Annotated in this window: 25 protein-coding genes and 3 tRNA genes; 10 read left to right on the top strand and 18 right to left on the bottom strand. The window is 66.1% G+C overall.

The window, feature by feature from the left end:
- The gene (locus LOC59_RS14950; protein ID WP_227896573.1) at positions 1 to 708 is read right to left on the bottom strand and encodes a CoA transferase subunit A; all 708 of its coding nucleotides are present in this window, start codon (positions 706 to 708) and stop codon (positions 1 to 3) included.
- A gap of 143 nt (positions 709 to 851) precedes the next feature.
- Here LOC59_RS14950 and LOC59_RS14945 point away from each other — a divergent pair, with 143 nt between their 5' ends.
- The 3 genes from LOC59_RS14945 to LOC59_RS14935 all read left to right on the top strand — a co-directional run bounded on the left by LOC59_RS14945 (position 852) and on the right by LOC59_RS14935 (position 3,888).
- Positions 852 to 1,637 carry an IclR family transcriptional regulator gene (locus LOC59_RS14945; protein ID WP_229972803.1) on the top strand — a complete coding sequence of 262 codons (786 nt, stop codon included), beginning with the start codon at positions 852 to 854 and terminating at the stop codon, positions 1,635 to 1,637.
- Positions 1,638 to 2,227: 590 nt separating this feature from the next.
- Entirely contained in the window at positions 2,228 to 3,031 is an 804-nt protein-coding gene (locus LOC59_RS14940) for an exodeoxyribonuclease III (protein WP_227896571.1), read from the top strand.
- Between the two features lie 2 nt (positions 3,032 to 3,033).
- Entirely contained in the window at positions 3,034 to 3,888 is an 855-nt protein-coding gene (locus LOC59_RS14935) for a hypothetical protein (protein ID WP_227896570.1), read from the top strand.
- A 52-nt stretch (positions 3,889 to 3,940) separates the two neighbouring features.
- On the opposite strand, the gene LOC59_RS14930 is transcribed toward LOC59_RS14935, so the two are convergent.
- The 10 genes from LOC59_RS14930 to LOC59_RS14885 form a co-directional block, all read right to left on the bottom strand.
- A complete protein-coding gene (locus tag LOC59_RS14930) occupies positions 3,941 to 4,555 on the bottom strand; it encodes a hypothetical protein (RefSeq protein ID WP_227896569.1) in 615 nt (204 codons plus the stop codon).
- Positions 4,552 to 5,175: a DUF6286 domain-containing protein gene (locus LOC59_RS14925; protein WP_229972800.1), complete on the bottom strand. Its 624-nt coding sequence runs from the start codon at positions 5,173 to 5,175 to the stop codon at positions 4,552 to 4,554. The genes LOC59_RS14930 and LOC59_RS14925 overlap by 4 nt, the downstream gene beginning before the upstream one ends.
- Positions 5,172 to 5,552 (bottom strand): hypothetical protein, encoded by a 381-nt coding sequence (locus tag LOC59_RS14920; protein ID WP_227896593.1) that lies wholly within the window; start codon positions 5,550 to 5,552, stop codon positions 5,172 to 5,174. The genes LOC59_RS14925 and LOC59_RS14920 overlap by 4 nt, the downstream gene beginning before the upstream one ends.
- Positions 5,553 to 5,563: 11 nt before the next feature.
- A complete protein-coding gene (locus tag LOC59_RS14915; protein WP_152224870.1) occupies positions 5,564 to 5,755 on the bottom strand; it encodes a DUF2273 domain-containing protein in 192 nt (63 codons plus the stop codon).
- A 25-nt stretch (positions 5,756 to 5,780) separates the two neighbouring features.
- The gene (locus LOC59_RS14910; RefSeq protein WP_423721990.1) at positions 5,781 to 6,323 is read right to left on the bottom strand and encodes an Asp23/Gls24 family envelope stress response protein; all 543 of its coding nucleotides are present in this window, start codon (positions 6,321 to 6,323) and stop codon (positions 5,781 to 5,783) included.
- Positions 6,324 to 6,435: 112 nt separating this feature from the next.
- Positions 6,436 to 6,879, bottom strand: a complete 444-nt coding sequence (locus LOC59_RS14905; RefSeq protein WP_227896567.1) for a pyridoxamine 5'-phosphate oxidase family protein — start codon at positions 6,877 to 6,879, stop codon at positions 6,436 to 6,438.
- A gap of 96 nt (positions 6,880 to 6,975) precedes the next feature.
- Positions 6,976 to 8,565, bottom strand: a complete 1,590-nt coding sequence (locus tag LOC59_RS14900; protein WP_227896566.1) for an MFS transporter — start codon at positions 8,563 to 8,565, stop codon at positions 6,976 to 6,978.
- 202 nt (positions 8,566 to 8,767) lie between these two features.
- Positions 8,768 to 8,843 (bottom strand) — tRNA-Phe (locus LOC59_RS14895).
- Positions 8,844 to 8,900: 57 nt separating this feature from the next.
- Positions 8,901 to 8,974, bottom strand: a tRNA-Asp gene (locus tag LOC59_RS14890).
- A 61-nt stretch (positions 8,975 to 9,035) separates the two neighbouring features.
- Positions 9,036 to 9,108: transfer RNA gene (locus tag LOC59_RS14885), tRNA-Glu, on the bottom strand.
- A gap of 130 nt (positions 9,109 to 9,238) precedes the next feature.
- Between LOC59_RS14885 and LOC59_RS14880 the strand changes: the two genes are divergently transcribed.
- The gene (locus tag LOC59_RS14880; RefSeq protein ID WP_229972798.1) at positions 9,239 to 9,658 is read left to right on the top strand and encodes a metallopeptidase family protein; all 420 of its coding nucleotides are present in this window, start codon (positions 9,239 to 9,241) and stop codon (positions 9,656 to 9,658) included.
- Positions 9,659 to 9,667: 9 nt separating this feature from the next.
- Positions 9,668 to 10,597 carry a cation diffusion facilitator family transporter gene (locus LOC59_RS14875; protein WP_229972796.1) on the top strand — a complete coding sequence of 310 codons (930 nt, stop codon included), beginning with the start codon at positions 9,668 to 9,670 and terminating at the stop codon, positions 10,595 to 10,597.
- A 9-nt stretch (positions 10,598 to 10,606) separates the two neighbouring features.
- Here the strand turns inward: LOC59_RS14875 and LOC59_RS14870 are convergent, their stop codons facing one another.
- A complete protein-coding gene (locus tag LOC59_RS14870) occupies positions 10,607 to 11,602 on the bottom strand; it encodes a universal stress protein (protein ID WP_227896563.1) in 996 nt (331 codons plus the stop codon).
- Between the two features lie 197 nt (positions 11,603 to 11,799).
- Here LOC59_RS14870 and LOC59_RS14865 point away from each other — a divergent pair, with 197 nt between their 5' ends.
- Positions 11,800 to 13,233, top strand: a complete 1,434-nt coding sequence (locus LOC59_RS14865) for an NCS2 family permease (protein ID WP_227896562.1) — start codon at positions 11,800 to 11,802, stop codon at positions 13,231 to 13,233.
- A gap of 90 nt (positions 13,234 to 13,323) precedes the next feature.
- Here the strand turns inward: LOC59_RS14865 and LOC59_RS14860 are convergent, their stop codons facing one another.
- From LOC59_RS14860 to LOC59_RS14850, 3 genes are all read right to left on the bottom strand, one after another.
- Positions 13,324 to 14,202, bottom strand: a complete 879-nt coding sequence (locus tag LOC59_RS14860; RefSeq protein WP_229972794.1) for a spermidine synthase — start codon at positions 14,200 to 14,202, stop codon at positions 13,324 to 13,326.
- An 84-nt stretch (positions 14,203 to 14,286) separates the two neighbouring features.
- A complete protein-coding gene (locus LOC59_RS14855) occupies positions 14,287 to 14,637 on the bottom strand; it encodes a thiamine-binding protein (protein ID WP_227896560.1) in 351 nt (116 codons plus the stop codon).
- A gap of 62 nt (positions 14,638 to 14,699) precedes the next feature.
- Entirely contained in the window at positions 14,700 to 16,223 is a 1,524-nt protein-coding gene (locus LOC59_RS14850; protein WP_227915795.1) for an amino acid permease, read from the bottom strand.
- Positions 16,224 to 16,406: 183 nt separating this feature from the next.
- Between LOC59_RS14850 and pta the strand changes: the two genes are divergently transcribed.
- From pta to LOC59_RS14830, 4 genes are all read left to right on the top strand, one after another.
- The gene (gene pta / locus LOC59_RS14845; protein ID WP_227896558.1) at positions 16,407 to 18,479 is read left to right on the top strand and encodes a phosphate acetyltransferase; all 2,073 of its coding nucleotides are present in this window, start codon (positions 16,407 to 16,409) and stop codon (positions 18,477 to 18,479) included.
- Positions 18,480 to 19,616 (top strand): acetate/propionate family kinase, encoded by a 1,137-nt coding sequence (locus LOC59_RS14840; protein WP_229972792.1) that lies wholly within the window; start codon positions 18,480 to 18,482, stop codon positions 19,614 to 19,616. It abuts the gene before it with no gap.
- A gap of 154 nt (positions 19,617 to 19,770) precedes the next feature.
- Positions 19,771 to 20,163: a hypothetical protein gene (locus LOC59_RS14835; RefSeq protein ID WP_227896556.1), complete on the top strand. Its 393-nt coding sequence runs from the start codon at positions 19,771 to 19,773 to the stop codon at positions 20,161 to 20,163.
- Between the two features lie 123 nt (positions 20,164 to 20,286).
- Positions 20,287 to 21,471, top strand: coding sequence for a zinc-dependent alcohol dehydrogenase (locus LOC59_RS14830; protein ID WP_227896555.1), 1,185 nt, complete (start codon positions 20,287 to 20,289; stop codon positions 21,469 to 21,471).
- A gap of 49 nt (positions 21,472 to 21,520) precedes the next feature.
- Here the strand turns inward: LOC59_RS14830 and LOC59_RS14825 are convergent, their stop codons facing one another.
- From LOC59_RS14825 to LOC59_RS14815, 3 genes are read right to left on the bottom strand one after another with little or no spacing between them, the layout of a single operon-like run.
- Positions 21,521 to 21,919: a DoxX family protein gene (locus LOC59_RS14825; RefSeq protein ID WP_227896554.1), complete on the bottom strand. Its 399-nt coding sequence runs from the start codon at positions 21,917 to 21,919 to the stop codon at positions 21,521 to 21,523.
- Entirely contained in the window at positions 21,916 to 23,769 is a 1,854-nt protein-coding gene (locus LOC59_RS14820; protein ID WP_227915803.1) for a glycoside hydrolase family 15 protein, read from the bottom strand. The genes LOC59_RS14825 and LOC59_RS14820 overlap by 4 nt, the downstream gene beginning before the upstream one ends.
- Before the next feature lie 36 nt (positions 23,770 to 23,805).
- The gene (locus LOC59_RS14815) at positions 23,806 to 24,684 is read right to left on the bottom strand and encodes a glycerophosphodiester phosphodiesterase (protein ID WP_227915805.1); all 879 of its coding nucleotides are present in this window, start codon (positions 24,682 to 24,684) and stop codon (positions 23,806 to 23,808) included.
- Positions 24,685 to 24,885: the final 201 nt, after the last annotated feature.

Here is a 24,885-nt window from a genome sequence, read left to right as displayed (position 1 = left end):
CTAGGCCTCCACCCGGACCCGGACGGTCCGCTGCTCGATGTGCTTATGGGTATCCTCGACGGCCACTACACGCTGCACGTAGATGCCGGGTGTGTGGATCCGGTCGGGCTCAAGATAGTCCCGGCTGATTTCTTCCGCCTCGGCTATGGTGACGCGTCCGGCAGCAGCCACCAGCGGATTAAAGTTCTGCGCCGTCATCCGGTACCGGAGATTCCCCTCTGGATCCGCCCGGTGCGCACGGACCAAGGCCAAGTCCGCCACGATCCCGCGCTCCAGAATCGCCCGCCTGCCGTCGAACTCCATTTCGGGCTTGCCCTCAGCCACCGGCGTGCCGACTCCGGTAGGAGTGTAAAACGCCGGAATGCCGGCCCCTCCGGCACGCAGCCGCTCCGCAAGGGTGCCCTGCGGAACAAACTCCACCTCCAGATCGCCGGAAAGGTACTGCTCCGCGAAGAGCTTGTTCTCCCCCACGTAGGACCCCAGGACCTTTCGGACCTGCCGGTTTTCCAGGAGCAGGCCGAGCCCCTTGCCGTCCACACCCATGTTGTTGGAAACGATGGTCAACCCGGTCGCCCCGCTGTCCCGCAGCGCCGCGATGAGGTTGCCGGGGATGCCGCTCAAACCGAACCCGCCGACGGCGATCGTCATACCGTCACGGACGGTGCCGCCCAGGGCCTCCGCCGTGCTCTCATACACTTTCGACCCCATAGGACATCCTTTCGACCATAATGTGGACCACTGACCGTGGATCCTTGGACGCTAGCCTGACGTGGAAATCAAGGTCAATGGATTAGTGTCTGGGGAGCGAAAGTGCTCAGATGGTGACCACCACCGGGGAGGGTGTTCATAATATGGACAAGACAAACGGCATCCAGGGCGCACAGGTCGTCCGGCGCCTTTCCGAGGTGCTGCGCACGGTGAGTGCGGCCATGCCGCACGGGATCAGTACCAGCGACGTCGCCCGCTCCACCTCCCTGCCGCGGCCGACCGTCCACCGGCTCCTGGCGTCCCTCGCCGAGGAGGGCTTCCTGGATCACGACCATTCAGCCGGCCGCTGGCTTCTGGGTCCGGAACTGTACCTGATGGGGTCTGTGGCAGCCGAGCGCTACGACGTCACCGGCGTCGCCCGTGAACATGTGAAGGCACTGGCTGAAGCGACCGGGGAGAGCGCCTTTTTCTCGGTGCGCCGCGGTGACGAGACTGTTTGCCTGCTGCGCGAGGACGGCGCGTTTCCAATCCGCTCGTTCGTGCTGTTCGAGGGCAAGCGCTTTCCCCTCGGTGTTGCGTCGGCCGGGCTTGCGATCCTGGCGTTCTTACGCGAAGACGCCGTGGAACGCTACCTGTCCACTGCCGATCTCTCCCGGGAGTTCGGCCCGGCCCACGGCAGTGAAGCACTGAGGGACAGGATCGCCGAAACCCGTGCCGCCGGCTACGCAGTGAACCCGGAACTCATCGTCACAGGAAGCTGGGGCATGGGTGCCGCGGTTTTCGATCGTGCAGGCCAGCCAGCCTGGGCCCTGAGCCTCACCGGGATCGGCTCACGCTTCACCGGGCAGCGCCGCCCCGAACTCGGCCGCCTCCTCCTGAAGCACGCCCACGCTCTCACCACGCAGCTCCGTTCCCACGGCGCTCCCTGAGATGCCGAGACAACCGGGGGGGGTCGGGCCACCCGGGGGGGGTCGGGCCACCCGGGCGATGCCTTGGCGCAAGCCGGTCATCCATTGGGGAGATAACGCTCTTTAGAGGGGTCCTCCGTCATCCTTTGGGGAGATAACGCTCTTATTCGGCCCCCTAAGGGACGTTATCTCCCCAATGGTTTTGCGGACCCCTCCCCATCCAGCGTTATCTCCCCAAAGGATGCGCAACCAGAGGATGACTGCCACCCGGCATGCAACCTACAGCTAGCGGACCAATCGCCGACCGACCCCTCCGGCGGACCGTTCGGGTTTCCACAAGTGGGCACCCACTTGGCCCGTCACGCACCCAAGCAGTCCGGCGGACGGGCCGGGTTAGGCGGCTTTAATATTCCTTGAGAGCCCTGCGAGCACAGGAATTTCGTTGCCGCCGTTCCGGTCCGCCCGCCGGGCGGCGCCCGGGCGGCACCCGGGCGGCACCCGGGTGCCGCACGAAGCACCTACCAGGGCAGCTACCAGCACCACCCACAAGGGGTAAACGACACATGCACTCCCGTAGGACCCCCTTGCCCTGATTGGGTAACGTAGCAAGGGTGAAGATTGCTACCTGGAACGTGAACTCCATCCGCGCCCGTGCCGACCGCGTTGAAGCCTGGCTGCAGCGCTCCGACGTCGATGTCCTGGCCATCCAGGAGACGAAGGCGAAGGATGAGAACTTCCCGTGGGAGGTCTTCGAGTTCAACGGCTACGAAGTGGCCCATTTCGGCCTGAACCAGTGGAACGGCGTCGCCATCGCTTCCCGGGTGGGACTCGAGGACGTCGAGCGGACCTTCCCGGGCCAGCCGCACTTCGGCAAGACCGAAGAAACCACTGTGGCCGAAGCCCGGGCCATTGGCGCCACGTGCGGCGGAGTGCGGGTCTGGAGCCTGTATGTTCCCAACGGCCGCGCTGTCGGCGATCCGCACATGCCCTACAAGCTGGAATGGCTGAAGATCCTCAAGGACCAGGCTGCCTCATGGATCAAGGACGATCCGGAGCTGAACCTGGCGCTGATGGGCGATTGGAACATCGCTCCGCGGGATGAGGACGTCTGGGACATTGACTGGTTCCGCGCCCAGAACGCCACGCACGTGACCGAACCGGAACGTGCTGCTTTCCAGTCGTTCCTGGATGCCGGCTTCCACGACCTGGCCCGCCCGTACACCGAGGGTCCCGGCGTCTACACCTACTGGGATTACACCCAGCTGCGCTTCCCGAAGAAGGAAGGCATGCGCATCGACTTCGTGCTGGGCTCCCCCGCGCTGGCGGCCCGGGTCACGGGCGCCAGCATCGACCGCGAGGAACGCAAGGGCAAAGGCGCTTCCGACCATGCACCCGTGATCGTGGAACTGGACTAGCGATGGCAGGGGCGCCGGAGGCTACCGTGTGGCGTACCTTCCCGTACGTGTCCTATCTGCGCGTCTACGAACCGTTGGATGCGTTCGACGACGCCCAGCAGCTGCGCATCCTTGACCAGCGTTCCCGCGCCAGGCATGAGACCGAAGTCCTGGAGCGCAGCGACGCCGTACGCCGGCTCGTCCGCCCGGTGTCGGATCCTTTTCCCCACACCTCCGGTGACCTGGTGCGGGTGCTGCACCATCCGCGGCCGGACGGCAGCACCACGCGCCTGTACTGCCCCAACCAGCTGGCCGTACGGACCTCGCTGGCTGCGGAGTCCCTGGGCGAGACGGTCAACGGCCCCCTGGTGGATGTCCTGCTGCCCGAAGTGGCCCGGGAAGCCCACGCCGCGCGCATCGACCCCGACTCGTTCGCTGATTCGCTGGCCAAGCTGCACACTCGGTCAGCGACCTGGGGAGTGCCGTTCGGCTGGTTCATTTTGATCCACGAGGACGACGCAACCGATGTCGTGGAGGACGACGGCAGGGTGCTCACGGTGCGGATGTCCGCGCCGATCCCGCAGTGCATTGACCGGGCACGGCACGCTGCGGCCGCCCTGGCGCTGGCAGCACCCGAACTGGACCTGCTGGATGAACTGACGGACCTGGTCACCTGGCTGGAAGTCTTTTCGCCGGATGCCGTTCTGGAGCTGGACTACGGGCCCGTTGCCGAGCTGGTCTATCCGGACGATTCACCGTCCGATGTGCGGCTGGGCATCGAATCACTGGCCGACGGCGACATGACAGGTGCCGCTGCAGCCTACCGCCGGCTGGCCGGCCGCTGGATTCCCATCCGCCAGCTCGCCCGCGCCTCCTAGCCTTCTAGCCTCCACAACCGCACAACCCGAAGCGGGCCCCGCGGACCAGCCCCTAGCGGACCCGCTCCTCGCGGCCGAGGCGGTAGCGCCGTCCTGCATCCAGGCTGATCAGTACGGTGGAACTTCGGCCGAGGGCGCTGTCCAGTGCGTCGACGAGGTTCGTTGCGTCGGCGGCAATCAGGTGCGGCGCGGCCCCCTGCCGCGGAGTGATCCGTACGCGAAGCCCGTTGCCGCCGCGGCCCAGGGACCAGGTACTGACGGCCACCGAGGTGACGTCCGGATCCTGCAGCAGGGCAGCCCTCAGCGCCTGCTCCGGGACCGCACCGCTGATGGCGATCCGGCCCGGGGCGCCGTCGTCGTCGTACTCTTCCACCAGCGTGTCCACCCGTCCCCTGCCCTGGGCGGAGATCCACAGCACCAGCAGGACCACGGATACAGCCATGGCCAGCGCCAGGAGCGGCCAAAGCCAGCTCTGGGACTGACCGGGCATGGCCGTGTCTGCAAGGACCCGGCCGCCGTCGGCCATCAGGGCAGGACCGGTGTTCCACCACCAGCGGGCCGCTGCCGGATCGGTGCTCAGGAGAATCAGGCCGGTGCCGAGCGCAAGCAGGACCAGCCCGGCGAGGCCCAGCAGGGCACGGTTCAGGGTGCGGGGTGTGCGGTTCACTGCCCGATCGCCCCCATAGTCGAGACCTGGACCTGGACGCTGGGCTGCGGGTCCAAACCTGTCAGCGCGAGTTCGTCCTCTACAGCGGAGCGCACGGTGTCAGCATCAACCGGAATACCGGAGGTCGGCCGGATGCGCACTTCGACCCGGGTGCGGCCCACCGTCACCAGCACCTGGCCGGCGGCGACGCCCGCAGCCAGACGGCTGCGGCGTGCCAGCGAGGCCGCGAGCACCTCGGCATCCACCACGACGGCGGCACGGGGATTGGGAATGGAGTACCGGGCACGGTGTCCGGGCATCACTGCCATCAGGAAGAACCAGAGTCCGCAGAGGAAGATCAGGGCGCCAGACAGGCCGAGGATGAGCGGATCGGAGTCCCGCGGCAGGCCCGCCAGCCAATGGGCGAACGTGGGCGGATCGATCAGCCATTCTTCCTGGCCGAGTGACTGGAGCACCGATTCCAGGAGCACGTACAGGCATAACAGGATGCCGAGGACGGCTGCAATGACTGCAGGCACGGTGCGGGCGGCATGGGTTTCGCGGCGAACGATCCGCTTGGCAGCAGCATCGGAGGGAGCGTTGGAGAGAGTGTTGGGACCGGCGTCCGCCAAGTGGCTCATCGAACCCGGCTCCCTTCCTGAACGCGGACACCCGTGACCCGGATATCGACCAGGGAAAGAATCGAACCGGTGAGGTAGGTAATCCGCTGCAGCAGGACCGGTTTGGCGCCGTGCACGCGATCCCAGACGGACCCGCCGGTGCGTGCCACGAGGGATGGATCCTTAACCACTGCTTCGAGCGGCGGCATGGTGACGGGCAGGCTCAGGGACAGGGCAAGCAGGCCCTCGTCGTCACTCCATGTGACGCGCACCAGGGACGCCGGGACGCCGAAGTGCTCTGCAGCAACTGCCTGGGCCGTGCTGGTGAGGGCCTGGGTGCTGATCCGGTTGTGCCCGGCCAGCCCCCGCGCCGTGCGCTGTGCTGCCCGCGGCGTCATGACGGAAGCGCTCACGAGGAGGAACGGCGTCCGGTCAGGGCGTCCCGTACGCTGCGGAAGTCAACCTTGCCTTCGGCGGCGCGCCCGAAAAAGGCCCCCACAGCGATGAACAGGGCCATGAGCAGGAAGCCCCAGAAGTCGAACAACAGGGCAGTGAAGGCCAGCACGGCGCCTACGGCCATGCCCACCACAGTCGGTTTCATTGTTCCTGCCTTACTTCGTTCGTCGTTATTCAGCACTGGGGGAACCGGCGGGACGCTTGGTTCCGCGGTTTTCCAGGGATTCGGGCAGGTGCACGTCGGCAATGGAGACGTTAACCTCCACCACGTTCAGCCCCACGAGGTCCTCTACCGCTGCGTACACCGCGGTCCGCACCGCGTCGGCGATCCCGGTCAGCGGCTGGCCGTAATCCGCAACGAGGGTCACGTCGACGGCGGCTTCCGTCTCCCCAACCTCAACGTGCACGCCGGCGGTAGCGCTGCTGTCAGAACCGGCGACGGCGTCACGCACGGCACCGAGGGTCCGCGCACCGCCTGTGCCAAGGGCGTGAACGCCCGGCACGGAGCGCGCGGCTATGGCGGCGACCTTAGCCACGGCCTGCTCGGCGATGGCCGTTCTGCCGCCGCCTGGGGAGGCCACCTCCGTGGCACCCGTTCCCGTGCCCTGGGCGGCAGGGACCGCGGAGGCGGGTTCCTGCCGCTTGGGCCCGGGGCCAGGCGGCGGAGCGGATACGCCGGACCCTGGGTGCGCACCCGACGGCGCGGGCGGCATCGGCACAGCGGGGATTCCTGCCGGATCGGCGGGACCGGACCCGGGATTCTTCTGGGCATCATCCATAAGAGCCAAGCCTAGCCCCTCACCTGCTTCGTTGGGCAGGGAGGGGTCAGCCCATCCGCACCCGGCGGCCGGTCAGCACGGACGGCTCAATGCCAACGAACATGTTGCGCGCGCCTCCGCCGTAGGGTGCCTGCGCACGGAGCCCCCACAAAGTCGTGAGCAGCGTTTCGTCCTGCACGCGGTTGGCCGGCCCGCTCACCAGCACCGACCAGCCCTCCATACGGCCGACGTCGTGCGAATCGGTTTGGAAAGATGTGTTCAGGTCCCCCGGAAGCAGAGCCAGTCCGCTGTCGGCACTGGTGCGGAAATACACGCACTGGTCATGCACAAGGTAGCTCACCGGGAAAACCATCAGCCGGCCGTCCTGCAGGAACGCCACACGTCCGGTGTCCGCTCCCGCGAGCAGTGACCAGCACTCGGCTTCGCTGAGTTCCAGGTTTTCGGGCGGGCCCACGGAATCCCATTCGTATCTTTCGGTGCTTGGAAACATCTTTGTCCTCCAATTGATCGGACCTACCAGTGAACCGGGGACGGCACGCGAAGGAAAGGGCTCCGCCGGATACTCCCCCGCAGCGGACCGCTTTCCTCAGTCCTGGACGGTTCCGCCGCCTTTGGGCCCGGGGTCCCGGAGCCGCTGCATCCGGAAAGACGTAAGCAGACCCAGGGTGCCGGCGAGTATCGGGATGGACAGCGCGATCTGCAGGGCAAGGGGCCTGGCCTCCGTGTTGATACGGAGGATTTCCTCCCGGATCTGCTCCGGCTGGCCGGTGAGGAGCTCCTGGAGCTGGGTGTCATTGAGGAGCTGCGCGTCGTCTTCGAGCACCCGGGCCACCTGCTGCTGTTCAGCGGCCGGGAGTACCGTGCTGGACTCCGCCAGGCCGGTGAAGATGATGGACAGAGCCGCCAGCATGATGCCGCCGGCAAACGCGAGCCCGAAGGACAGGCCAAAGGAACCGGCGGCGGAGTTCACGCTGGCCGCCTCGCTGACCCGTTCGTCGGAGATCGGAGACAGGGTGTAGTTGTTCAGCTGGGAGACCAGCAGCCCCAGCCCGGCTCCGGCGATGAGCAGCGGGAGAAGGAGCCACCACCCGGAGTCCGCACGCGGTATCACCGGAAGGAGCAGCACGAGTCCGGCAACCAGGAGGAGGAAACCCCATCTGATCAGGCTGGCAGGGCGCCGCTTCGCCGCCCGTTTTCCAGCAAGCAGTGCGACGGCGAACATGGTCAGTGAGAGCGGGGCAATGGACAGCCCCGATTCCATGGCGTTGTAGCCGAGCACCATCTGCAGATAGATGGGCAGCACAATCATGGTGCCGCCCAGGGCAATCTGCTGCTGCATTTGCCCGGTGGCGCCAAACCGGAAGCCTTTCGACCGGAAAAGGCCGGGGTCCAGCAGGGTGGGCCTGCCCCGCCGCTTGCGCCGGACCAGCCAGTAGACGAGCGAGCCCAGCCCGACGACGCCGGCGGCCAGCAGCGCCCCTACCGCTTCACCGCCCTCCTGCCAGACGAGGATGCCCAGCACGATACCGCCCATCCCCAGGATGGACAGCAGCGATCCAACGGCATCCAGGGTCCGCGGCCCCTCATAGGGAACATCGTGAACGAGCTTGATGCCGGCCAGCACGACGGCGATGACGAGGGCTTCGAGCAGGAAGGCCACACGCCAGGACAGGAACGTGGTGATGAAGCCGCCCAGCAGCGGCCCGACCGCTGCGGCGATCGCCGCCGAGGCGCCAACCAGGGCGTAGACCCGCTGCTGCGCGGCTCCCTCGAAGTTGCCGTGGATGAGGGACTGAATGGAGGGCAGCAGCAGCGACGCCCCCAGTCCGCCGATCACGGCCCAGAAGATAATGATCGGCAGCAGGCTCTGGGCCAGGGTCATCGCCACGGCTCCGACCGCGTAGCAGACCAGTCCAATGAGGTAGGCCCGCTTGCGCCCGAACAGGTCGCCGATCTTGCCGCCGATCAGGATGAACGCAGCAGACACCAGCGCTTCAAGGGCGATGGTCGACTGCAGCCCGCTGACCGTGGCGCCGACGTCGTGCACCACCGCCGAGATGGAGACGTTCATGATTGAGGTGTCGACCACGAGCACGAACATTGCCATGGCCAGCAGCAGTGCAAGCCGCCCGTTAAACGGTGCCTCCTGTGCGCCGTCGCCGTGCGCCGGTTTCATGGCTGGAACTTTTCCGGGCCCGGTGTGCCGGGGGCCGCCTGCAAACCGGGCATTTCGCCTCCTCTGGCGGCCCTGTCAGGCCCGCCGGCGGTTTGATTCCCCCTTCGCATAAAACCACAGCCGCCAACGCGAAGGAAGAAGAATCCAGGACTCGTCCCGGGCAAAGAAAAACCCCGCACTCACTGAGTACGGGGTTTTTAGCTGGTGGCTCCGACCGGCGTCGATCCGGTGACCTTTCGATTTTCAGTCGAACGCTCTACCAACTGAGCTACAGAGCCGGGCATCATCGAAAAGATGATCACCGAGATCTTCCAAATCGCTTCAGAAAATCTGAGCGACCCTGACGGGACTTGAACCCGCGACCTCCGCCGTGACAGGGCGGCGCGCTAACCAACTGCGCTACAGGGCCTTGCATTTCACGAGTGTCAACTCTACCAGCTTTTCGGCCGGTGATTTACCACTTCCGTGAGTACCCCCAACGGGATTCGAACCCGTGCCGCCGCCGTGAAAGGGCGGTGTCCTAGGCCGCTAGACGATGGGGGCTCAGAACACGCAGCGTTCAACTTGGCTGGCTCCGAGGCTTCTCGGTACCAGTCGCATTTCCCGGCTGCGGACCTATAAAACTATAGGGCCTACTTCGGCGATTTCCAAAATCGTGTTCCGGCAGCGCCGAATGACGGTGCACAGACCCGGGCCGCCCAGCGCAGACTACAGTGGAAAAGTGCCGATTGAGATGAGCCTTGATGACTTCGAAGCCGCGGTCGACGACGCCCTGGAATCCATTCCTGAGGACCTCGCCAAGGCGATGAACAACGTCGCGGTCTTCATTGAGGACGAGTACGTTCCTGGCCCGCACGAAGACCCGGGTACGGAACTGCTGGGGCTCTATGACGGCACGCCCCTGACCGAACGGGATTCCTGGTGGGGTGCGGGTTCCCTTCCGGACCGGATCGTCATCTTCAGCGGCCCGCTGACCCGCATGTGTGAAACGCGGGATGAGCTTGTGGATGAAATCCGTATCACCGTCATTCACGAGGTAGCCCACCACTTCGGGATCGACGACGCACGGCTGCACGAACTCGGCTGGGGCTAGCCTGTAAGTATGGGCGATCATTCCGGCCACAGCCACGGCCTGCCTTCCGGCACGGCAACCGGCAGGCACCGCCGCCGGCTCCTTGCCGTCTTCCTGATCACGATATCGGTGGTGCTGATCCAGACCGCCGGAGCCCTTGCCTCCGGCTCCCTGGCCCTGCTGGCGGATGCTGGGCACATGCTTTCCGACGCCGCGGGCGTCTCCATTGCGCTGCTGGCTGCCTGGATCGCGGGCCGGCCCGCAACTGACAGGCGGACCTACGGTTATCAGCGTGCCGAAGTGCTGGCCGCCCTGGCCAATGCAGTGCTGCTGATTGTCATTGCCGTCGTGATCTTCACCGAGGCGGTCCGCCGGATCGGGGACGCACCCGAGGTCCAGACCGGGATCATGCTCTTTGCGGCGATCGTCGGCGGGCTGGCCAACCTGGTTTCGCTGTTCATCCTCCAGGGCGGGCGGAAGGAGAGCCTCAACGTACGCGGCGCCTACCTGGAGGTCCTGGGCGACCTGCTGGGCTCGGCCGCTGTGGTGGTCTCCGCCGTCGTGATTATGCTCACGGGCTACCAGCAGGCAGATGTCTGGGCTTCGTTCCTCATCGCGCTGATGATCCTGCCGCGAGCCTGGTCACTGCTGCGGGAGGTTATCGACGTCCTGCTGGAGGCGACACCGCAGGGGGTGGATGTCGCGATGATCCGGGAGCACATTGTCCGGGTTGACGGCGTGAGCGATGCCCACGACATCCATATCTGGACCATCACCTCCGGCGTCCCGGTGTTCTCCGCGCACGTGGTGGTGGACGAGGCGTATCTGACCCCCGGCGGGATGGATACGATCCTGGACCGGCTGGGCAGTTGCCTGGCCAGCCATTTCGATACCGAGCACTGCACCTTCCAGCTGGAGCCGGAGCGGCATGCCGTCCACGAAGGTGAACGGCACGCCTGAGGACTTCGGCTACTCCTCGGCCATCGGGCCGAACGTCTCCCGGTCCGCCAGGCGGGAATCATCCCGGTCCGGAACCACCATGACCGGCCCCTTGGCGTGGTGCAGCACGCTTTGGCTGGTCGAGCCGAGCAGCATGCCCGTGAAGCCGCCGCGGCCCCGGGTACCCAGCACCACCAGTTCGACGTTGGCCGTCCGGGCCACCATCACCTCGGCCGGCGGTCCGTCGACCAGTTCCACGCTCATTTCCACGTCCGGGAAATGGCTCTGCAGCCAGTTCCGCCCCGCGGAGAGCTGTTCCATCACTTCCGCGTGAAGTGCGTCAAGATCCAGTGGGGCGGGAACCCACGCCAGCGAGCCGCTGAACGGCGGGAGGGCGCACACGATCCGCAGCGGCAACCCGGTGCTCCTGGCCTGTTCCGCCGCAACCAGTGAGGCGGCGCGGCCCTGCTCCGATCCGTCGACGCCCACCACGACCGCCTGGTGGACATCATCGGCCACCGGACTGCCTGCGGGGGCCTGGACACCGGATTCGGGCAGCCTTCCGGCAGTGCGGAGCGGGACGACGACGGTGGGGCACTTGGCGTGTGCGGGCAGGGCACTCGAGACGGAGCCCAGCAGGCGGCCCACAAAACCGCCGCGGCCGCGGGAACCGACCACCATCAGGTCCGCGTCCTCCGAGAGTTCCAGCAGCACGGCCGAGGCATCACCGCTTTCAACCCGCGGCACGATTTCCAGGCCGTCCCGTGAAATGCGGGCCAGCGCCTTCTCCTGGACCGAGCGTGCACCGTCACGGATCACGGCGTCGTCCACGGCGGTGTAGCCGGCGTCCATCGAGGAGGCGGCAAAAATGGGAACTGTGTACGCGGTGACAACGTGCAGGGGAACGCTGCGGCGCCGGGCTTCGCGCGCTGCCCAGGTCAACGCGCAGATGCTTTGGTCCGACCCGTCAACTCCCACGACGATCCCAGCCCGGGCCGAGGCCGCTTCCCATTCAGAATCGGACATACCGGCTCCCTTCGGATGCACGTGCCCAGCCTCCGTCGGCTGCGCTCCTAGTGCCAGACTACTCGTCCGACGCGCTCGGTTGCTGCAGATTTCTTTCACGCGCCCAGCCGGTTAAAGCCCAAGCCCCCAGCAGGACTACTATCGAAAATGCAGGATTCTCCCGTCCCAACCAGAACATATTCAGAGGGAAAGCCGTCATGCTCAAACAAGGTTCCAGGCTGGACCGGTATTTCGAGATCTCCAAGCGGGGTTCCACGGTAGCTACCGAGGTCCGCGGCGGTCTGGCCACGTTCTTCGCGATGAGCTACATCGTGGTGCTGAACCCGCTTATCCTCGGCGGCGAGGACGGTTCCGGCCGTGCCCTTGGCGGGCCGGCGATTGCCGCGGCCACCGCACTCGTGGCAGGTGTCCTGACCATCGTCATGGGCGCCTGGGCCAAGCACCCCTTTGCCATGGCCACAGGCCTCGGCGTCAACGCCTTCGTAGCCGCTACCGTTGCCACCAACGAGAACCTCACCTGGCCGGATGTGATGGGCCTGGTGGTCCTCGCCGGCATCACCATGTTCATCCTGGTGCTGACAGGGTTCCGGACGGCGGTGTTCAAGGCAGTCCCCGCGAGCCTCAAGACTGCCATCGTGGCGGGCATCGGCCTGTTCATCGCCCTGCTCGGGTTCGTGAACGCCGGCTTCGTCCGCCGCATCCCCGACGTCGCCGGGACCACCGTTCCGGTCGAACTTGGTGCAGGCGGAGTGCTGCTTGGCTGGCCCACGTTCGTCTTCGTCTTCGGACTGGTCCTGACCATCGTGCTGATGGCCCGCAGGACACGCGGCGCCATTCTCATCGGCATCCTGGCCTCCACGGTCCTGGCCGTCATCATCGAAGCCGTCGCGCCTCCCGGAAACCAGGGCGCAGGCGTTGCCACCGGCTGGTCCCTGGTCACCCCCAGCATGCCCGAATGGGCTGCTCCGGACCTGTCCCTGATCGGCAACTTCAACCTGTTCGGATCGTTCGAGACGCTTGGCGTCATCGGCGCCTCCCTGCTGGCCTTCGTCATCCTGCTCAGCATCTTCTTCGATGCCATGGGCACCATGGTCGGACTCTCCACCGAGGCCGGCAGCATCGACAAGGACGGCAACATCCCGAACACCGAGCGGGTGCTGCTCGTGGACGCAGCCGGCGCCATCGTCGGCGGCGGTGCCAGCGTGTCCTCCAACCAGTTGTTCGTTGAGTCAGGCGCCGGCATCGGTGAAGGTGCACGAACCGGGCTGGCCTCGATCGTCACGGGCCTGCTGTTCCTCGCAGCAATGTTCCTGACGCCGCTGATCTACCTGGTGCCGTTCGAAGCCGTGGCACCGGCGCTCGTAGTCGTCGGTTACCTCATGGTCTCCCAGGTGGCCAAGATTGACTGGACCGACATTGGCCTGGCGCTGCCGTCCTTCCTGACGATCGTGCTCATGCCGTTCACCTACTCGATCGCCAACGGGCTGGGCGCCGGATTCGTCTCCTACGTGCTGATCCGCATCTTCCAGGGCCGCGCCAAGGAGATCCACCCGGTGATGTGGGTTGTCTCCGCTGCCTTCGTGCTGTTCTTCTGCGTCGGACCGATCGAAGCCGCACTCGGCATCATCTAGTCCCTGCCGGACACAAAGCGCAGACAAAGCGCACAAAAAACGGGTGCCCCGGCCAATGCGGCCGGGGCACCCGTTTTTGCAGGCAGGGAGCTACGCCGGCCGCACCGTGCGCGGGGCCTCGGCGTCGTGGATCACCTTGGAGCTGCCGGCGAAGGACCGGACCAGCTTGTCGTCCCAGAGCTGCGCAGGCAGGGCGCCGCCCAGCAGGCGCCGCGGCAGTGACGCGTCCTGGGCGAAGGGGACATCCGAGCCGGCGATGATGATGTTTCCGTAGCGGCGGCCCTTCAGCATCGCCGGATCAGCGACGATAGCCGTGTGGCTGAAGGCGGCGGCAATGGTCGCGGCTTCGCGGCGGGCCATCCGCAGGTCCGGGGAGTCACCGCAGTTGACCACGTACAGGCCGTCCGCTGCCAGCACCTTTTTGGCATGGACCAGGAATTCGGCTGAGGTCAGCGGCAGCGGGGTCTTGTCCCCTGCGAAGACGTCCCGGATCAGCACATCCCGGCTGTCTTCGCTGAGTGATTCAGTGACTTCGCGGGCCTCTCCCACGCGCAGCCGCATCAGCGGAGCCCTGGGCAGGTCGAACCACCCGCGCACCAGTTCAGCCAGCTTGCCGTCCAGTTCGACGACGACCTGCCGGGCTTCCGGATAGACGGCGGCGAAGTAGCGCGCCAGGGAACAGGCTCCGCCGCCCAGGTGCAGGGCCCGCAGCCGGATCTCTTCGGGGAAGCGGGACTCCACCACCGCCGCAATCCAGCGCATGTACTCAAAGTCCAGTTCGCGCGGGTTCGCCAGGTCGATGTGCGAGGAATGCACGCCGTTGATCTTCAGCAGCCAGCCTGTGGCGGAATACTGGTCAGGCAGCAGCTCGCAGGTCCCGGTATCGATTTCGTGGCGGCCGGGCACCGGCCCGGTGCCGGCATCCGGCACCTCATTCGGTGCCGCCTTGCCGGGACGTTTCCTGCCCATTCAGTTCTCCGCCGGCCGGACGCGCATAAAGCTCATGTATCCAGCTTAGGCTTCGGGAGAGCCCGTTGTTTCCGGTCCGGCGGGCTAGGAGTGCCCCCGGTATTCGTCCTCCTCGGCGAGGACCTGTTCCAGCCGCTCCACCTTGCCGGTCAGTTCCCCGGTGTGCCCCGGCCGGATGTCCGCCTTCAGGACCAGGGAAACGCGGCTGCCGTACCGGCCCACCGCTTCCGTGGCGCGGCGGATCACATCCATGACCTCGTCCCACTCACCTTCGATGGTGGTGAACATGGCGTCCGTGCGGTTCGGCAGGCCGGACTGGCGGACGATTTTCACGGCCGCGGCAACGGCGTCGTGGACCGAAGCGTCGGCCGAAGGACCGCCCGGGCCGGTTTCCGGGCCGGTGCCGGAGGGAGCAACTGAGAAGGCTACTAGCATGCGCCCAGTCTGCCACTGACGGCGGAAAACCAGAACATCGCAGGCTCCGGGCGCAGACCTCCCTAGTCCGTGATCTGCTCCCCGGGCTTTCCATCGGCAGCCGCTGCGGGGACCTGGTTCTTCGGGTTCAGGCGTGAACGGCGGCGGCCGTAGACAAAGTAGAGGGCAAAGCCGGCCGCCAGCCAGAACATGAAGTAGATCCAGGTTTCCACGGACAGGTTCGTCATCAGGTACAGGCACAGCAGCGTCGACAGGACGGGAAGCACGGGCCCGAAAGGTACCCGGAAGGCGGGCTTCAGGTCCGGACGCTTGCGGCGCAGCACCAGGACACCGGCGCTGACCACAACGAACGCGGACAAGGTGCCGATGTTGATCATTTCCTCGAGCAGGTCCACCTGGGTGAATCCGGCTACAAGGGCCACCAGGACGCCGCAGAGGATCTGCAGCCGGGCCGGGGTGGCGTGCTTGGAACTGGTCTTGGACAGCGCGCGCGGCAGCAGGCCGTCGCGCGACATGGCCAGGACCACCCGGGCCAGGCCCATGAGCAGCACCATGATGACGGTGGTGAGGCCGATCAGCGAGCCGATCGCGATGATCTGGGCTGCGCCGGTATTGCCGACCAGAGCGAATGCCGTGGCCAGGTTCGGGGCCTCCACGGACGCGAGTTCCTTGTAGGACACCATGCCGGTCAGCGCCAGCGAGACGCCGATGTACAGCAGGGTCACGACGGCAAGGCCGGCGAAGATGCCGCGCGGAAGCGTGCGTCCCGGATCCTTGACCTCTTCAGCGGACGTAGCAACGACGTCGAACCCGATGAACGCGAAAAAGACGACTGCGGCTCCGGCGAACACACCGAGCATGCCGTACTGCGCTGGCGCGGCCCCGGTGAAGAAGGAGAACAGCGACTGCGCCATCACGCCTTCGGAACCGGCGGCCTCAGTGGAAACGGAGTCCGGGATGAACGGGGTGTAGTTCGCAAAGTCGATGTAGAAGAAACCGGCGACGATCACGAAGAGCACGACGCCGATCTTGATCAGGGTGAAGACGTTGCCGACCCGGGCGGAAAGCTTGGTTCCCATGACCAGCAGGACGGTGAACAGCGCCACGATCAGGAACGGGCCCCACGTCATGTCTACCGGGCCAAGGGAAATCGTGGCCGGGATGTTCCAGCCGATCAGCGCGAAGACTTCACTGAGGTAGATGCCCCAGTACTTGGCGATGACTGCCCCGGCCGTGAACAGTTCCAGGATCAGGTTCCAGCCGATGATCCAGGCGATCAGCTCACCCATCGTGGCGTAGGTGAACACGTAAGCAGAACCGGCCACGGGGATGGCCGTGGCGAACTCGGCGTAGCACATGATGGCCAGCGCGCAGGTGATCGCGGCCAGGATGAAGGACAGCGTCACTGCCGGTCCGGAGAACTGTGCGGCTGCCTTGGCGCCGACCGAAAAGATGCCTGCGCCCACCGCGACGGCTACGCCCATGATCATCAGGTCCCAGGTGGTCAGGGACCGTTTGAGCCGGCGGCCTTCCTCATCGGCGTCGGCAAGCGATTGCTCAATGGGTTTGGTGCGGAACAGACTCACTGCGTTTCGTCCTTGCTGTGTTGCTTAGCGGTTGCTTGGGAGCGGCTCGCGGGCCGCAAGAAGTGCGGACGATACAAGTGTAGGCGGAAGGCCGGTAGCGAAGTGCACTTCGCTTTGGGAGGATGGGGACAGCCCGTGCAGAAGTCCCCGGTGCGGGTGCCGTCCTAGAGATCGGACAGTTCCATGGCCCGAGGTATCTATGTAAGCGCCATGACTCCCGGATCCGGCAAGTCTTTGATCAGCCTGGGCCTGGCCGACATGCTGCACCGGCACGCAGACCGGGTGGGATTCTTCCGCCCGATCGTTGAGGGAACGGACCGCGACGACGATCCGGTGGTCCGCCTGATGCAGCGCCGCTTCAACCTCAGCACTTCCAACTGCCGCGGCGGGCTGACCCGCCCGGAACTCCGCGCCCTCCTGGTAGCCGGTGAACGCGGCGAAGTGGACGCGCGGTGCATGGCAATTTACAGCGAAATCGCAGCGAATTGCGACGTCGTCATCGTCGAAGGGACGGACCTCTCGGGGCACGACGTCGCCCTGGAGTTTGACCTCAATGCCCGTCTCGCCAACAACCTTGGGGCAGTGGTCATCGCCGTCGTCAACGGCCTGGACGTAGGCATCGAAGAAGTAGCGGACGCGGTGGACGTGGCACGGCGCGAGCTGACTGCCGCGAAATGCGACATCCTGGCGATGATGGTCAACCGGGCCGCGGAGTCCGCCGTCGATGAAATCCGGGCACATGTCCGGCCCGGGGCGTCACACCGCCCGGTCTACGTGCTGCCCGAGCTGAACGAGATCTCGCAGCCATCCGTCTCTGAGGTCTCCAAGGCATTGAATGCCCGGCAGGTTGCCGGCAGCACGTCGCTGGAGCGGGACGTGACCGGCGTCAAAGTCGCAGCCATGACCGTGGGGAATTTCATCACCCAGCTAGCGGACGGTTCGCTCGTGATCGCCCCGGGCGACCGTGCGGACGTCATGGTGGCCGCCCTCGCGTCCTCCTTCTCCTCCGAGTTCCCTGTTCCCAGCGGCATGATCCTCACCGGCGGGCTTCCCGTGGATCCCGGCATCCTGGCCCTGCTGGCGCAGGCACCCTTCCCGGTGTTCGCTGTGGACAGCGACACCTATGCGGCGGCCCGCGACGTGAGCCAGGTACGCGGGGAGATCGCCACCGGGCAGCGGCGGAAGGTTGCTGCCGCACTCGGCGTCTGGTCGCGCTACGTGGATGAGAAGGAACTCCTGGAGCGGCTGGAGCTTCCCCGCCCGGAGAAGACCACTCCTCTGCGTTTCCTGAACGAGCTCATTGTCCGCGCCCGGACAAACCGGCAGCATATAGTCCTGCCAGAGGGCCTGGACCTGAGGATCCTCCGCGCCGCGGAGATCCTGCGCCGGCGCGATGTCTGCGCGCTGACCATCCTTGGCCCGGAGATGCAGGTCCGGGAATTGGCTGCCAGCGAAGGCATCGACCTGAGCGGAATAACCTTCATCAATCCGGCAACCAGCGGACTGCGGGACGACTTCGCCCGGGAGTACCAGCAGCTGCGCGCCAATAAAGGCGTCACGCTGGAGGACGCCCACGAACGTATGCTCCAGGGGGCATACTTCGGAACCATGATGGTGAAGCTGGGCCGCGTCGACGGAATGGTGTCCGGTGCGGCGCACACAACGGCCAACACCATCCGCCCGGCGCTGGAGTTCATCCGCACCAAGGACGGAGTGAAGATTGTTTCCTCCGTCTTCCTGATGCTGCTGCAGGACCGGGTCCTGGTCTACGGCGACTGCGCAGTGAATCCGGAGCCTGATGCCGAACAGCTTGCTGACATCGCCCTGGCTTCCGCTGCGACCGCGGCACAGTTCGGCATTACCCCGCGGGTAGCCATGCTTTCCTACTCCACCGGGTCCTCGGGGAAGGGCGGCGCTGTGGAAAAGGTCCGGCAGGCAACCGAAATTGTCCGCACGCAGCGCCCGGACCTGCCGGTGGAGGGTCCAATCCAGTACGACGCCGCGGTGGACGCGTCCGTGGCGGCGTCGAAAGCACCGGGATCGACCGTCGCGGGCCAGGCGACGGTGTTTATCTTCCCGGACCTGAATACCGGCAACAACACGTACAAGGCGGTGCAGCAGTCGGCCGGCGCAGTCGCCGTCGGACCGATCCTGCAGGGCCTGCGCAAACCGGTCAATGATCTCTCCCGCGGCTGCACGGTTGAAGACATCGTGAACACCGTGGCTATTACAGCCGTACAGGCACAGGAGGACTAAATGCTGATTCTGGTGGTCAATTCAGGTTCATCTTCACTCAAGTACCAGGTCCGCGACACGGACACCCGTGAAGTCCTGGCCAAGGGCCTCATTGCCCGGATCGGCGAAGGGGACGTTCCGGACCACCACACGGCAATGCTGCTGTTGAGCGAGCAGGTGCGCGATGCCATGGGTGACAAACGGATCGATGCGGTAGGGCACCGCGTGGTGCACGGCGGCGAGCGCTTCAGCCAGCCGGTACTGGTAGACAACGAAATCACCCGCGCAATCGAGCGCCTCAGCCCCCTGGCGCCGCTGCACAACCCGGCGAGCGCCATGGGAATCCGTGCAGTCGCCGAACAGTACCCGGGTGTCCCCCAGGTCGCCGTCTTTGATACGGCGTTCCACCGGACACTTCCGGAGCGCGCGTGGCGTTACGCCATTCCGCAGGCCCTCTACCGCCGGTACGGCATCCGGCGCTACGGCTTCCACGGCACCAGCTGCGCGTACGTCAGTGAAATCGCGGCGGGATTCCTCGGCATACCGGTAGACCGGTTCGACGGCATCGTGGCGCACCTGGGCAACGGCGCGTCCGTTACCGCCTTGAAGGAGGGGCGCAGCATCGACACCTCCATGGGCTTCACCCCGCTGGCCGGACTTGTGATGGGAACCCGCAGTGGGGACATCGACCCCTCGGTCCTGGTGTTCCTGGAACGAGAGGGGTACACGGCCGAAGAGCTGGATGACCTGCTCAACCGCGAGTCGGGGCTCCTGGCCCTGGGCGGGGCGGCGGATATGCGGGAACTTACGGCTGAGGCTGACGGAGGAAACGGGCAGGCTGAGCTAGCGCTGGAAATCTCTGCGTACCGGCTGGCCAAGTACATCGGCGCCTACCACGTGGCCGTGGACGGCGCCAAGGCGATCGTCTTCACCGCCGGAATCGGCGAGAACGACGACCCCTACCGGGCCAGGGTCCTAAAGCATCTTGGTGCGCTCGGCGTGCGGCTGGATGAAGAGGCGAACGCCTCGCCCTCCAAGGACACCCGGCGCATCAGCACAGCGGACTCGGCCATTGAGGTACTGGTGGTCCCCACCGATGAGGAGGAAGCCATTGCCGAGGCAACAGCGGAGACAGTCCTAGCAGCGGGCCGGGAATAAGAACCACGCTTTGACCAGCGGATCAAACCTACCGGCGGGTACTTAGGCAAAGACTCCCGAAGGCCTCCCGGGGGGCGACAGGTGACCATAAGCATTGCTATATTTCAGGACAGGTTAAGCAGAAGCCGCGGAATCCCTCGTGCGTGGAGTTGGCATGGAGCACAGCCTGCGGGTACTGGTAAGAATCGACACTAAGAGCTCAACAGCGTGCGTCGAAGTGCGCGGTTGCCTGGCCGCGGAGACGTGCCTGGACCTGTTCGACATCCTCCGGAACACCGCCTCGCTGGGTGCCCATGTGACCGTCAACCTGTCCAAGGCGCACCATTTGGACGCGTCCGCACTGGATGAACTGCTTGTCCTAGCGGATAAAATCCCCTCAGTACCCCTGGGCACCGGACACACCACCGTCTCGATCCAATTGCCTGCCCGCCTGCCCGCCTGCGGGCATGCCGCCTCCCCCGAGCAGGGCCCGCCGCTCACCAACGACCAGGCCTTCGACATGGCCTTCCTGCAGCGCGATCCGAAAGCGTTCCGCCGACTGAGCTAAGGGCGCAGCCTGCCTTCTGCAGTCCCCCCGGGTTTCCGCACGCCACGCCGCCTAATTGTCAGCAGCCTTATAAATTTGGCAGGATGGGGCAACGTATCCCGCAGCAAACGAGCAGGAGGCAGCATGAAGGCAGTCACATGGCAGGGCAAGCGCAAGGTCAGCGTCGAAGAAGTACCGGATCCGGTGATCGAACAGCCGACGGACGCCATCATCCGCATCACCTCTACCGCACTCTGCGGTTCGGACCTTCACCTGTATGAAGTCCTGGGCCCGTACATGAACGCCGGGGACATCGTGGGCCACGAGCCCATGGGCATTGTCGAAGAGGTCGGCAGCGCCGTCACCAACCTCAAGCCCGGCGACCGCGTGGTCATCCCCTTCCAGATCGCCTGCGGCCAGTGCTTTATGTGCCGCCAGGGCCTCCAGACCCAGTGCGAGGTCACCCAGGTCCGCGAAAAGGGTTCCGGCGCGGCGCTTTTCGGCTACTCCGAACTCTACGGTTCCGTTCCGGGCGGGCAGGCCGAGTACCTGCGCGTCCCGCACGCCGACTACGGCCCCATCAAGGTCAGCTCCGAAGGCCCGGACGACAAGTACCTTTTCCTTTCGGACATTCTTCCCACCGCCTGGCAGGGCGTGCAGTACGCCAACGTGCCCGACGGCGGCACCCTTGCCGTTTACGGGCTGGGCCCGGTGGGCCAGTTCGCGGCGCGGATCGGCACACATCTGGGCTACCGGGTCATCGGCATCGAACCCGAGGCGGAGCGGCGGGAACTGGCAGCACGCCACGGCGTTGAAGTGCTGGACTTCTCCAAGGACCTTGGCGATGAGCTGAGGGAGATGACGCAGGGCCGCGGCCCGGATTCCGTGGTGGACGCCGTGGGCATGGAAGCACACGGCTCCCACGTGGGCGCTTTCGCCCAGGCAGCCGTGGGCCTGCTCCCTGATGCGCTGGCCCAGAAAGCCATGGAGACTGCGGGAATGGACCGCCTCTCCGTTGTGCACAGTGCCATCGACGCCGTGCGCCGCGGCGGCACGATCTCGCTAAGCGGCGTCTACGGCGGCACGGCAAGCCCCATGCCGCTGATGACCATGTTCGACAAGCAGCTCAACTTCCGCATGGGCCAGGCCAATGTGAAGCGCTGGGTGGATGACCTGCTGCCGCTGGTCGAGGACCCCGCCGATCCGCTGGGGGTACTGGACCTGGTGACCCACCGGGCAGGGCTGGAGGCAGCCCCTGAGCTGTATGAGAAGTTCCAGAAGAAGGAAGACGGCTGCATCAAGGTGGTCTTCCAGCCGGGGCTGAACTAGCTCCCCACCGCGTTTCCCGCCCGTCCCTTCCAGGGGCGGGCGGGAGCATTTAAGCCTTCCTGAGGCTCCAGGCCCAGCGGATAAGCGGAAGCTGGAGGGGCAACCGCAGGCTGTGGATGACCCGCTCTCGGTCCGAGCCCCGCTCCCCAAAGGCACGCTCAAGCGCACTGACGTGGCCGGCAATAAACGCGGCGAACATCAGTGCCGTGCCTGTGGCCGCGGCCCGGCGGGTGGCCGGAACCAGCAAACCCGCTGCGGCGGCAATCTCTGCCGCACCGCTGGTGCTGATCCACTGGCTCCGCGTCAGGACACCAAACCGGCCCTGCTTGTCCCGGCAGAGGCTCCGCGGCACCACCTGCGCGTAGAACCCCGGGCTGCGGAAGTGGTTGACGGCGCTGACGCTGAGCAGCGCGGCCAGGGCAGCGGCTGAGGCGGACTGCTTGTTCATAAGCTTCTTTCCATCGGTGGAACCGGCTGGTGGCTCGGCTGCTGAGCGGCGGCCGGCGCCGACTGGATCGCGTCGGCAGCGCGCACCAGGGCCAGATGGGAAAACGCCTGAGGAAAGTTCCCCGCCATGCGGTCACCGCTGGTGTCATATTCCTCGCTGAGCAGCCCTACCTCGTTCGCATACCCTACAAGCTGGTCCATCAGGGCCCCGGCATCGGCGCTCCGGCCAGTCCGGGCATACTGCTCCACCAGCCAGAAACTGCAGGCCAGGAAGGGGTTTTCGCCCGGCTCCAGACCGTCGACGCCGGACTCGCTGCGGTAGCGAAGCAGCAGCCCGGCAGGATTGAGAAGTTCCTGTTCCAGGAATTCCACGGTCCCGAGCATCCGTGGATCGTCATAGTCCAGGAACCCCACCTGCGGCAGCTGGAGCAGGGCGGCGTCCGGCAGCGAGCTCCCGTAAGACTGCACGAAGGTATTGCGGCCGGCGTCGTAGCCCTTGTCCATGATCTCCGCCCGCAGTCCGTCCCGCAGGGCTTCCCAGATTTCCACCGGCCCGGACAGCCCGTCCTGGCTGGCAGCGCGTGCAGCCCGGTCGAAGGCAGCCCACATCATCACCCGCGAATGGGTGAAGAAGCGCGGCTCCCCCCTAACCTCCCAGATCCCGTGGTCCGGGTCCTCCAAATGGCGTTCCAGGAACCCGAGCAGGGCCCGCTGCAGCGGCCAGGAGAAACCGTCTTCCTGGATCCCGCGGTCCCGCAGGCGGGCGAGGGCCACCATGACGGTGCCGACGACGTCGGCCTGGTACTGGTCAACTGCTCCGTTTCCGATCCGCACGGGGACGGCACCGGCATGGCCCGTGAACTGCGTCAGGATGCGCTCGGGGAGGTCCCGGCCGCCGTCCACCGCGTACATGATCTGCAGGTCATCCGGATCCCCCGCCACCGCCCGCAGCAGCCAGTTGCGCCAGTGCAGGGCTTCCTCCGAGTACCCGTGGGTCATCATTGCTTCGAGGGTGAGGGCCGCATCCCGCAGCCAGCAGTAGCGGTAGTCCCAGTTCCGCGTACCGCCAAACTCCTCCGGCAGTGACGTGGTGGGAGCAGCGACTATGCCGCCGGTGTCCTCATGGGTCAGCGCCCGGAGCACCAGCAGTGAGCGCAGCACCGGTTCCTGGTAGCGGGCGCTGTCAACGCAGAGCCCCGACCAGTTCCGCCAGTAGGCAGTTGTGGAGGCCAGGCAGGCGTCAATGTCGTTGCGCTTGGGGGCGGGCCGGTGGGAGGGATACCACACCAGCTCCAGGTCCACCTGCTCCTTTTCTCCGACGATGAAGCTTCCTGTGTGGTGATGGTCGCTGCCGTGCGGAATGTTGCCTCCGTGGAGCACCATGGCACCGGGCCCGGCAATGGCCAGCAGCCGCTCGGCACCGCCCTGCCTGTCGCGGCGCATCCACGGGACGGTGGTGCCGTAATTGAAGCGGACCTCGAGCTCCTGGCGCATCTCTACGCGGCCGCTCAGGCCCTCGATCCGCCGCACCACGGAGGCCCTGCGGTCCTTGACCGGCATGAAGTCCGTGACGAGGACTTCCCCGGAGTCCGTCCGCCAGTGGGTCTGCAGGATGAAGGTGGAATCCAGGTAGGCCCGGTGCAGCACCCGTGCGCCCGGAGCGGAGGGGGCCACCAGCCACCGGCCGTGGTCCTTGCTGCCGAGCAGGGCACCGAAGACGGAGGGCGAATCGAACCGCGGAAGGCAGAGCCAGTCAATGCTTCCGTTCCGCGACACCAGGGCGCCGGTGTGGAGGTCCGAAAGCAGGGCGTAGTCCTCGATTGGAGTGGCCATTGCACCACTCAACCACACGCTCCCGGCAGCCGCCTATGGGTCCGGTGCGCAGCCTTAGTGTGCCTGCACGGCGGCGTCGAGCCTGGAAAGAACCTCCCGCAGGCGTGCCGGATAGTTCGTCGTGAACTCGCGGACTCCCAGCGCGAAGGCGGCGGTGGCATCGGCTTCGGTGTCCACGGTCCAGGCCCGTACGGTCCGGCCGGCGTCCGCCCAGGCCGCTACCCGCTCGGGGTGGGCCCGCAGGTACTCCACGCCCGGCCCGGCGATGCCGGCACTGCCGTCCGTGAGCAGCTGCTCGCCGGCGGCCAGCGCGCCGTGCAGCACGCCGGCAGCATCCGATCCTGCGGGAAGCAGCGCCGCGGCCTCGGCAACAGCGGCGTCGTCGACGTCGGACAGCAGCTGGCATACGAACCCTGCGGGAACAATTCCCAGCAGATACTGGACGGATTCGGGACTGAAGCTCATGAAACTCACAGTGACCGATCCCAGCCGCGAGGTTTCAGGGTCCCAGCCGCGTGAGCGGAGCAACGCCAGGACGGTGTCCTCCAGTTCCAGGCCAAACGGACCCGGCTGCTTGAACTCGATGGCCAGCCCGATTTCCCGCTCGACGCCGGAGAGCAGGTCCAGCAGATCGGACAGGGACAGCAGCTGCTCTGCTGCCGTTCCGAACCCTTCCGGCAGGACAACGCCCTTCCAGGCGCTGAAGTCCAGCAGCCGCAGCTGGTCAAGGGTGATACCCGCGACGGCGCCGGAGCCGGACGAGGTCCGGTCCACTGTGGAGTCATGGATGAGCACGGCCTGCCGGTCACTGCTGAGGTGGACGTCGCACTCCAGCCCGTCAGCGCCGTCGGCCAGGGCCTGCAGGTACGCGGCGCGGGTGTGCTCGGCGTACTCGCCGCTGGAACCCCGGTGGGCATAGATGAGGGATCGCATGCAGGACCTTCCGGTGCGCTGTTCGGGAACTGGATCCAGCCTACGCGAGATCACCGACAGTCCCCGGGCGGTCCGCACCCCGGCGCGATGCGTGGCGCGCAGGGACCCGGGGCTGGTTAGATGGCAGTGCCGGTCCACACAGGCACCGCGGGAAAAACCCCGGTGCCTGGACTTCGCAGGACCGCACCTAAGTTTTGGGAG

This window comes from Arthrobacter sp. zg-Y916, assembly GCF_020907385.1.
In the GTDB taxonomy this organism is placed as follows: domain Bacteria; phylum Actinomycetota; class Actinomycetes; order Actinomycetales; family Micrococcaceae; genus Arthrobacter_B; species Arthrobacter_B caoxuetaonis.
This window is presented reverse-complemented; position numbering and strand designations above follow the sequence as displayed.

What these genes read in the sequence shown, in the direction of transcription:
- LOC59_RS14950 (WP_227896573.1), bottom strand. Translation starts at nt 708, where the DNA reads ATGGGGTCGAAAGTGTATGAGAGCACGGCGGAGGCCCTGGGCGGCACC.
- LOC59_RS14945 (WP_229972803.1), top strand. Translation starts at nt 852, where the DNA reads ATGGACAAGACAAACGGCATCCAGGGCGCACAGGTCGTCCGGCGCCTT.
- LOC59_RS14935 (WP_227896570.1), top strand. Translation starts at nt 3,034, where the DNA reads ATGGCAGGGGCGCCGGAGGCTACCGTGTGGCGTACCTTCCCGTACGTG.
- LOC59_RS14925 (WP_229972800.1), bottom strand. Translation starts at nt 5,175, where the DNA reads ATGAGCCACTTGGCGGACGCCGGTCCCAACACTCTCTCCAACGCTCCC.
- LOC59_RS14920 (WP_227896593.1), bottom strand. Translation starts at nt 5,552, where the DNA reads ATGACGCCGCGGGCAGCACAGCGCACGGCGCGGGGGCTGGCCGGGCAC.
- LOC59_RS14915 (WP_152224870.1), bottom strand. Translation starts at nt 5,755, where the DNA reads ATGAAACCGACTGTGGTGGGCATGGCCGTAGGCGCCGTGCTGGCCTTC.
- LOC59_RS14910 (WP_423721990.1), bottom strand. Translation starts at nt 6,323, where the DNA reads ATGCCGCCCGCGCCGTCGGGTGCGCACCCAGGGTCCGGCGTATCCGCT.
- LOC59_RS14905 (WP_227896567.1), bottom strand. Translation starts at nt 6,879, where the DNA reads ATGTTTCCAAGCACCGAAAGATACGAATGGGATTCCGTGGGCCCGCCC.
- LOC59_RS14900 (WP_227896566.1), bottom strand. Translation starts at nt 8,565, where the DNA reads ATGAAACCGGCGCACGGCGACGGCGCACAGGAGGCACCGTTTAACGGG.
- LOC59_RS14880 (WP_229972798.1), top strand. Translation starts at nt 9,239, where the DNA reads ATGACGGTGCACAGACCCGGGCCGCCCAGCGCAGACTACAGTGGAAAA.
- LOC59_RS14875 (WP_229972796.1), top strand. Translation starts at nt 9,668, where the DNA reads ATGGGCGATCATTCCGGCCACAGCCACGGCCTGCCTTCCGGCACGGCA.
- LOC59_RS14870 (WP_227896563.1), bottom strand. Translation starts at nt 11,602, where the DNA reads ATGTCCGATTCTGAATGGGAAGCGGCCTCGGCCCGGGCTGGGATCGTC.
- LOC59_RS14865 (WP_227896562.1), top strand. Translation starts at nt 11,800, where the DNA reads ATGCTCAAACAAGGTTCCAGGCTGGACCGGTATTTCGAGATCTCCAAG.
- LOC59_RS14860 (WP_229972794.1), bottom strand. Translation starts at nt 14,202, where the DNA reads ATGGGCAGGAAACGTCCCGGCAAGGCGGCACCGAATGAGGTGCCGGAT.
- LOC59_RS14855 (WP_227896560.1), bottom strand. Translation starts at nt 14,637, where the DNA reads ATGCTAGTAGCCTTCTCAGTTGCTCCCTCCGGCACCGGCCCGGAAACC.
- pta (WP_227896558.1), top strand. Translation starts at nt 16,407, where the DNA reads ATGGCCCGAGGTATCTATGTAAGCGCCATGACTCCCGGATCCGGCAAG.
- LOC59_RS14840 (WP_229972792.1), top strand. Translation starts at nt 18,480, where the DNA reads ATGCTGATTCTGGTGGTCAATTCAGGTTCATCTTCACTCAAGTACCAG.
- LOC59_RS14835 (WP_227896556.1), top strand. Translation starts at nt 19,771, where the DNA reads ATGGAGCACAGCCTGCGGGTACTGGTAAGAATCGACACTAAGAGCTCA.
- LOC59_RS14830 (WP_227896555.1), top strand. Translation starts at nt 20,287, where the DNA reads ATGAAGGCAGTCACATGGCAGGGCAAGCGCAAGGTCAGCGTCGAAGAA.
- LOC59_RS14825 (WP_227896554.1), bottom strand. Translation starts at nt 21,919, where the DNA reads ATGAACAAGCAGTCCGCCTCAGCCGCTGCCCTGGCCGCGCTGCTCAGC.
- LOC59_RS14815 (WP_227915805.1), bottom strand. Translation starts at nt 24,684, where the DNA reads ATGCGATCCCTCATCTATGCCCACCGGGGTTCCAGCGGCGAGTACGCC.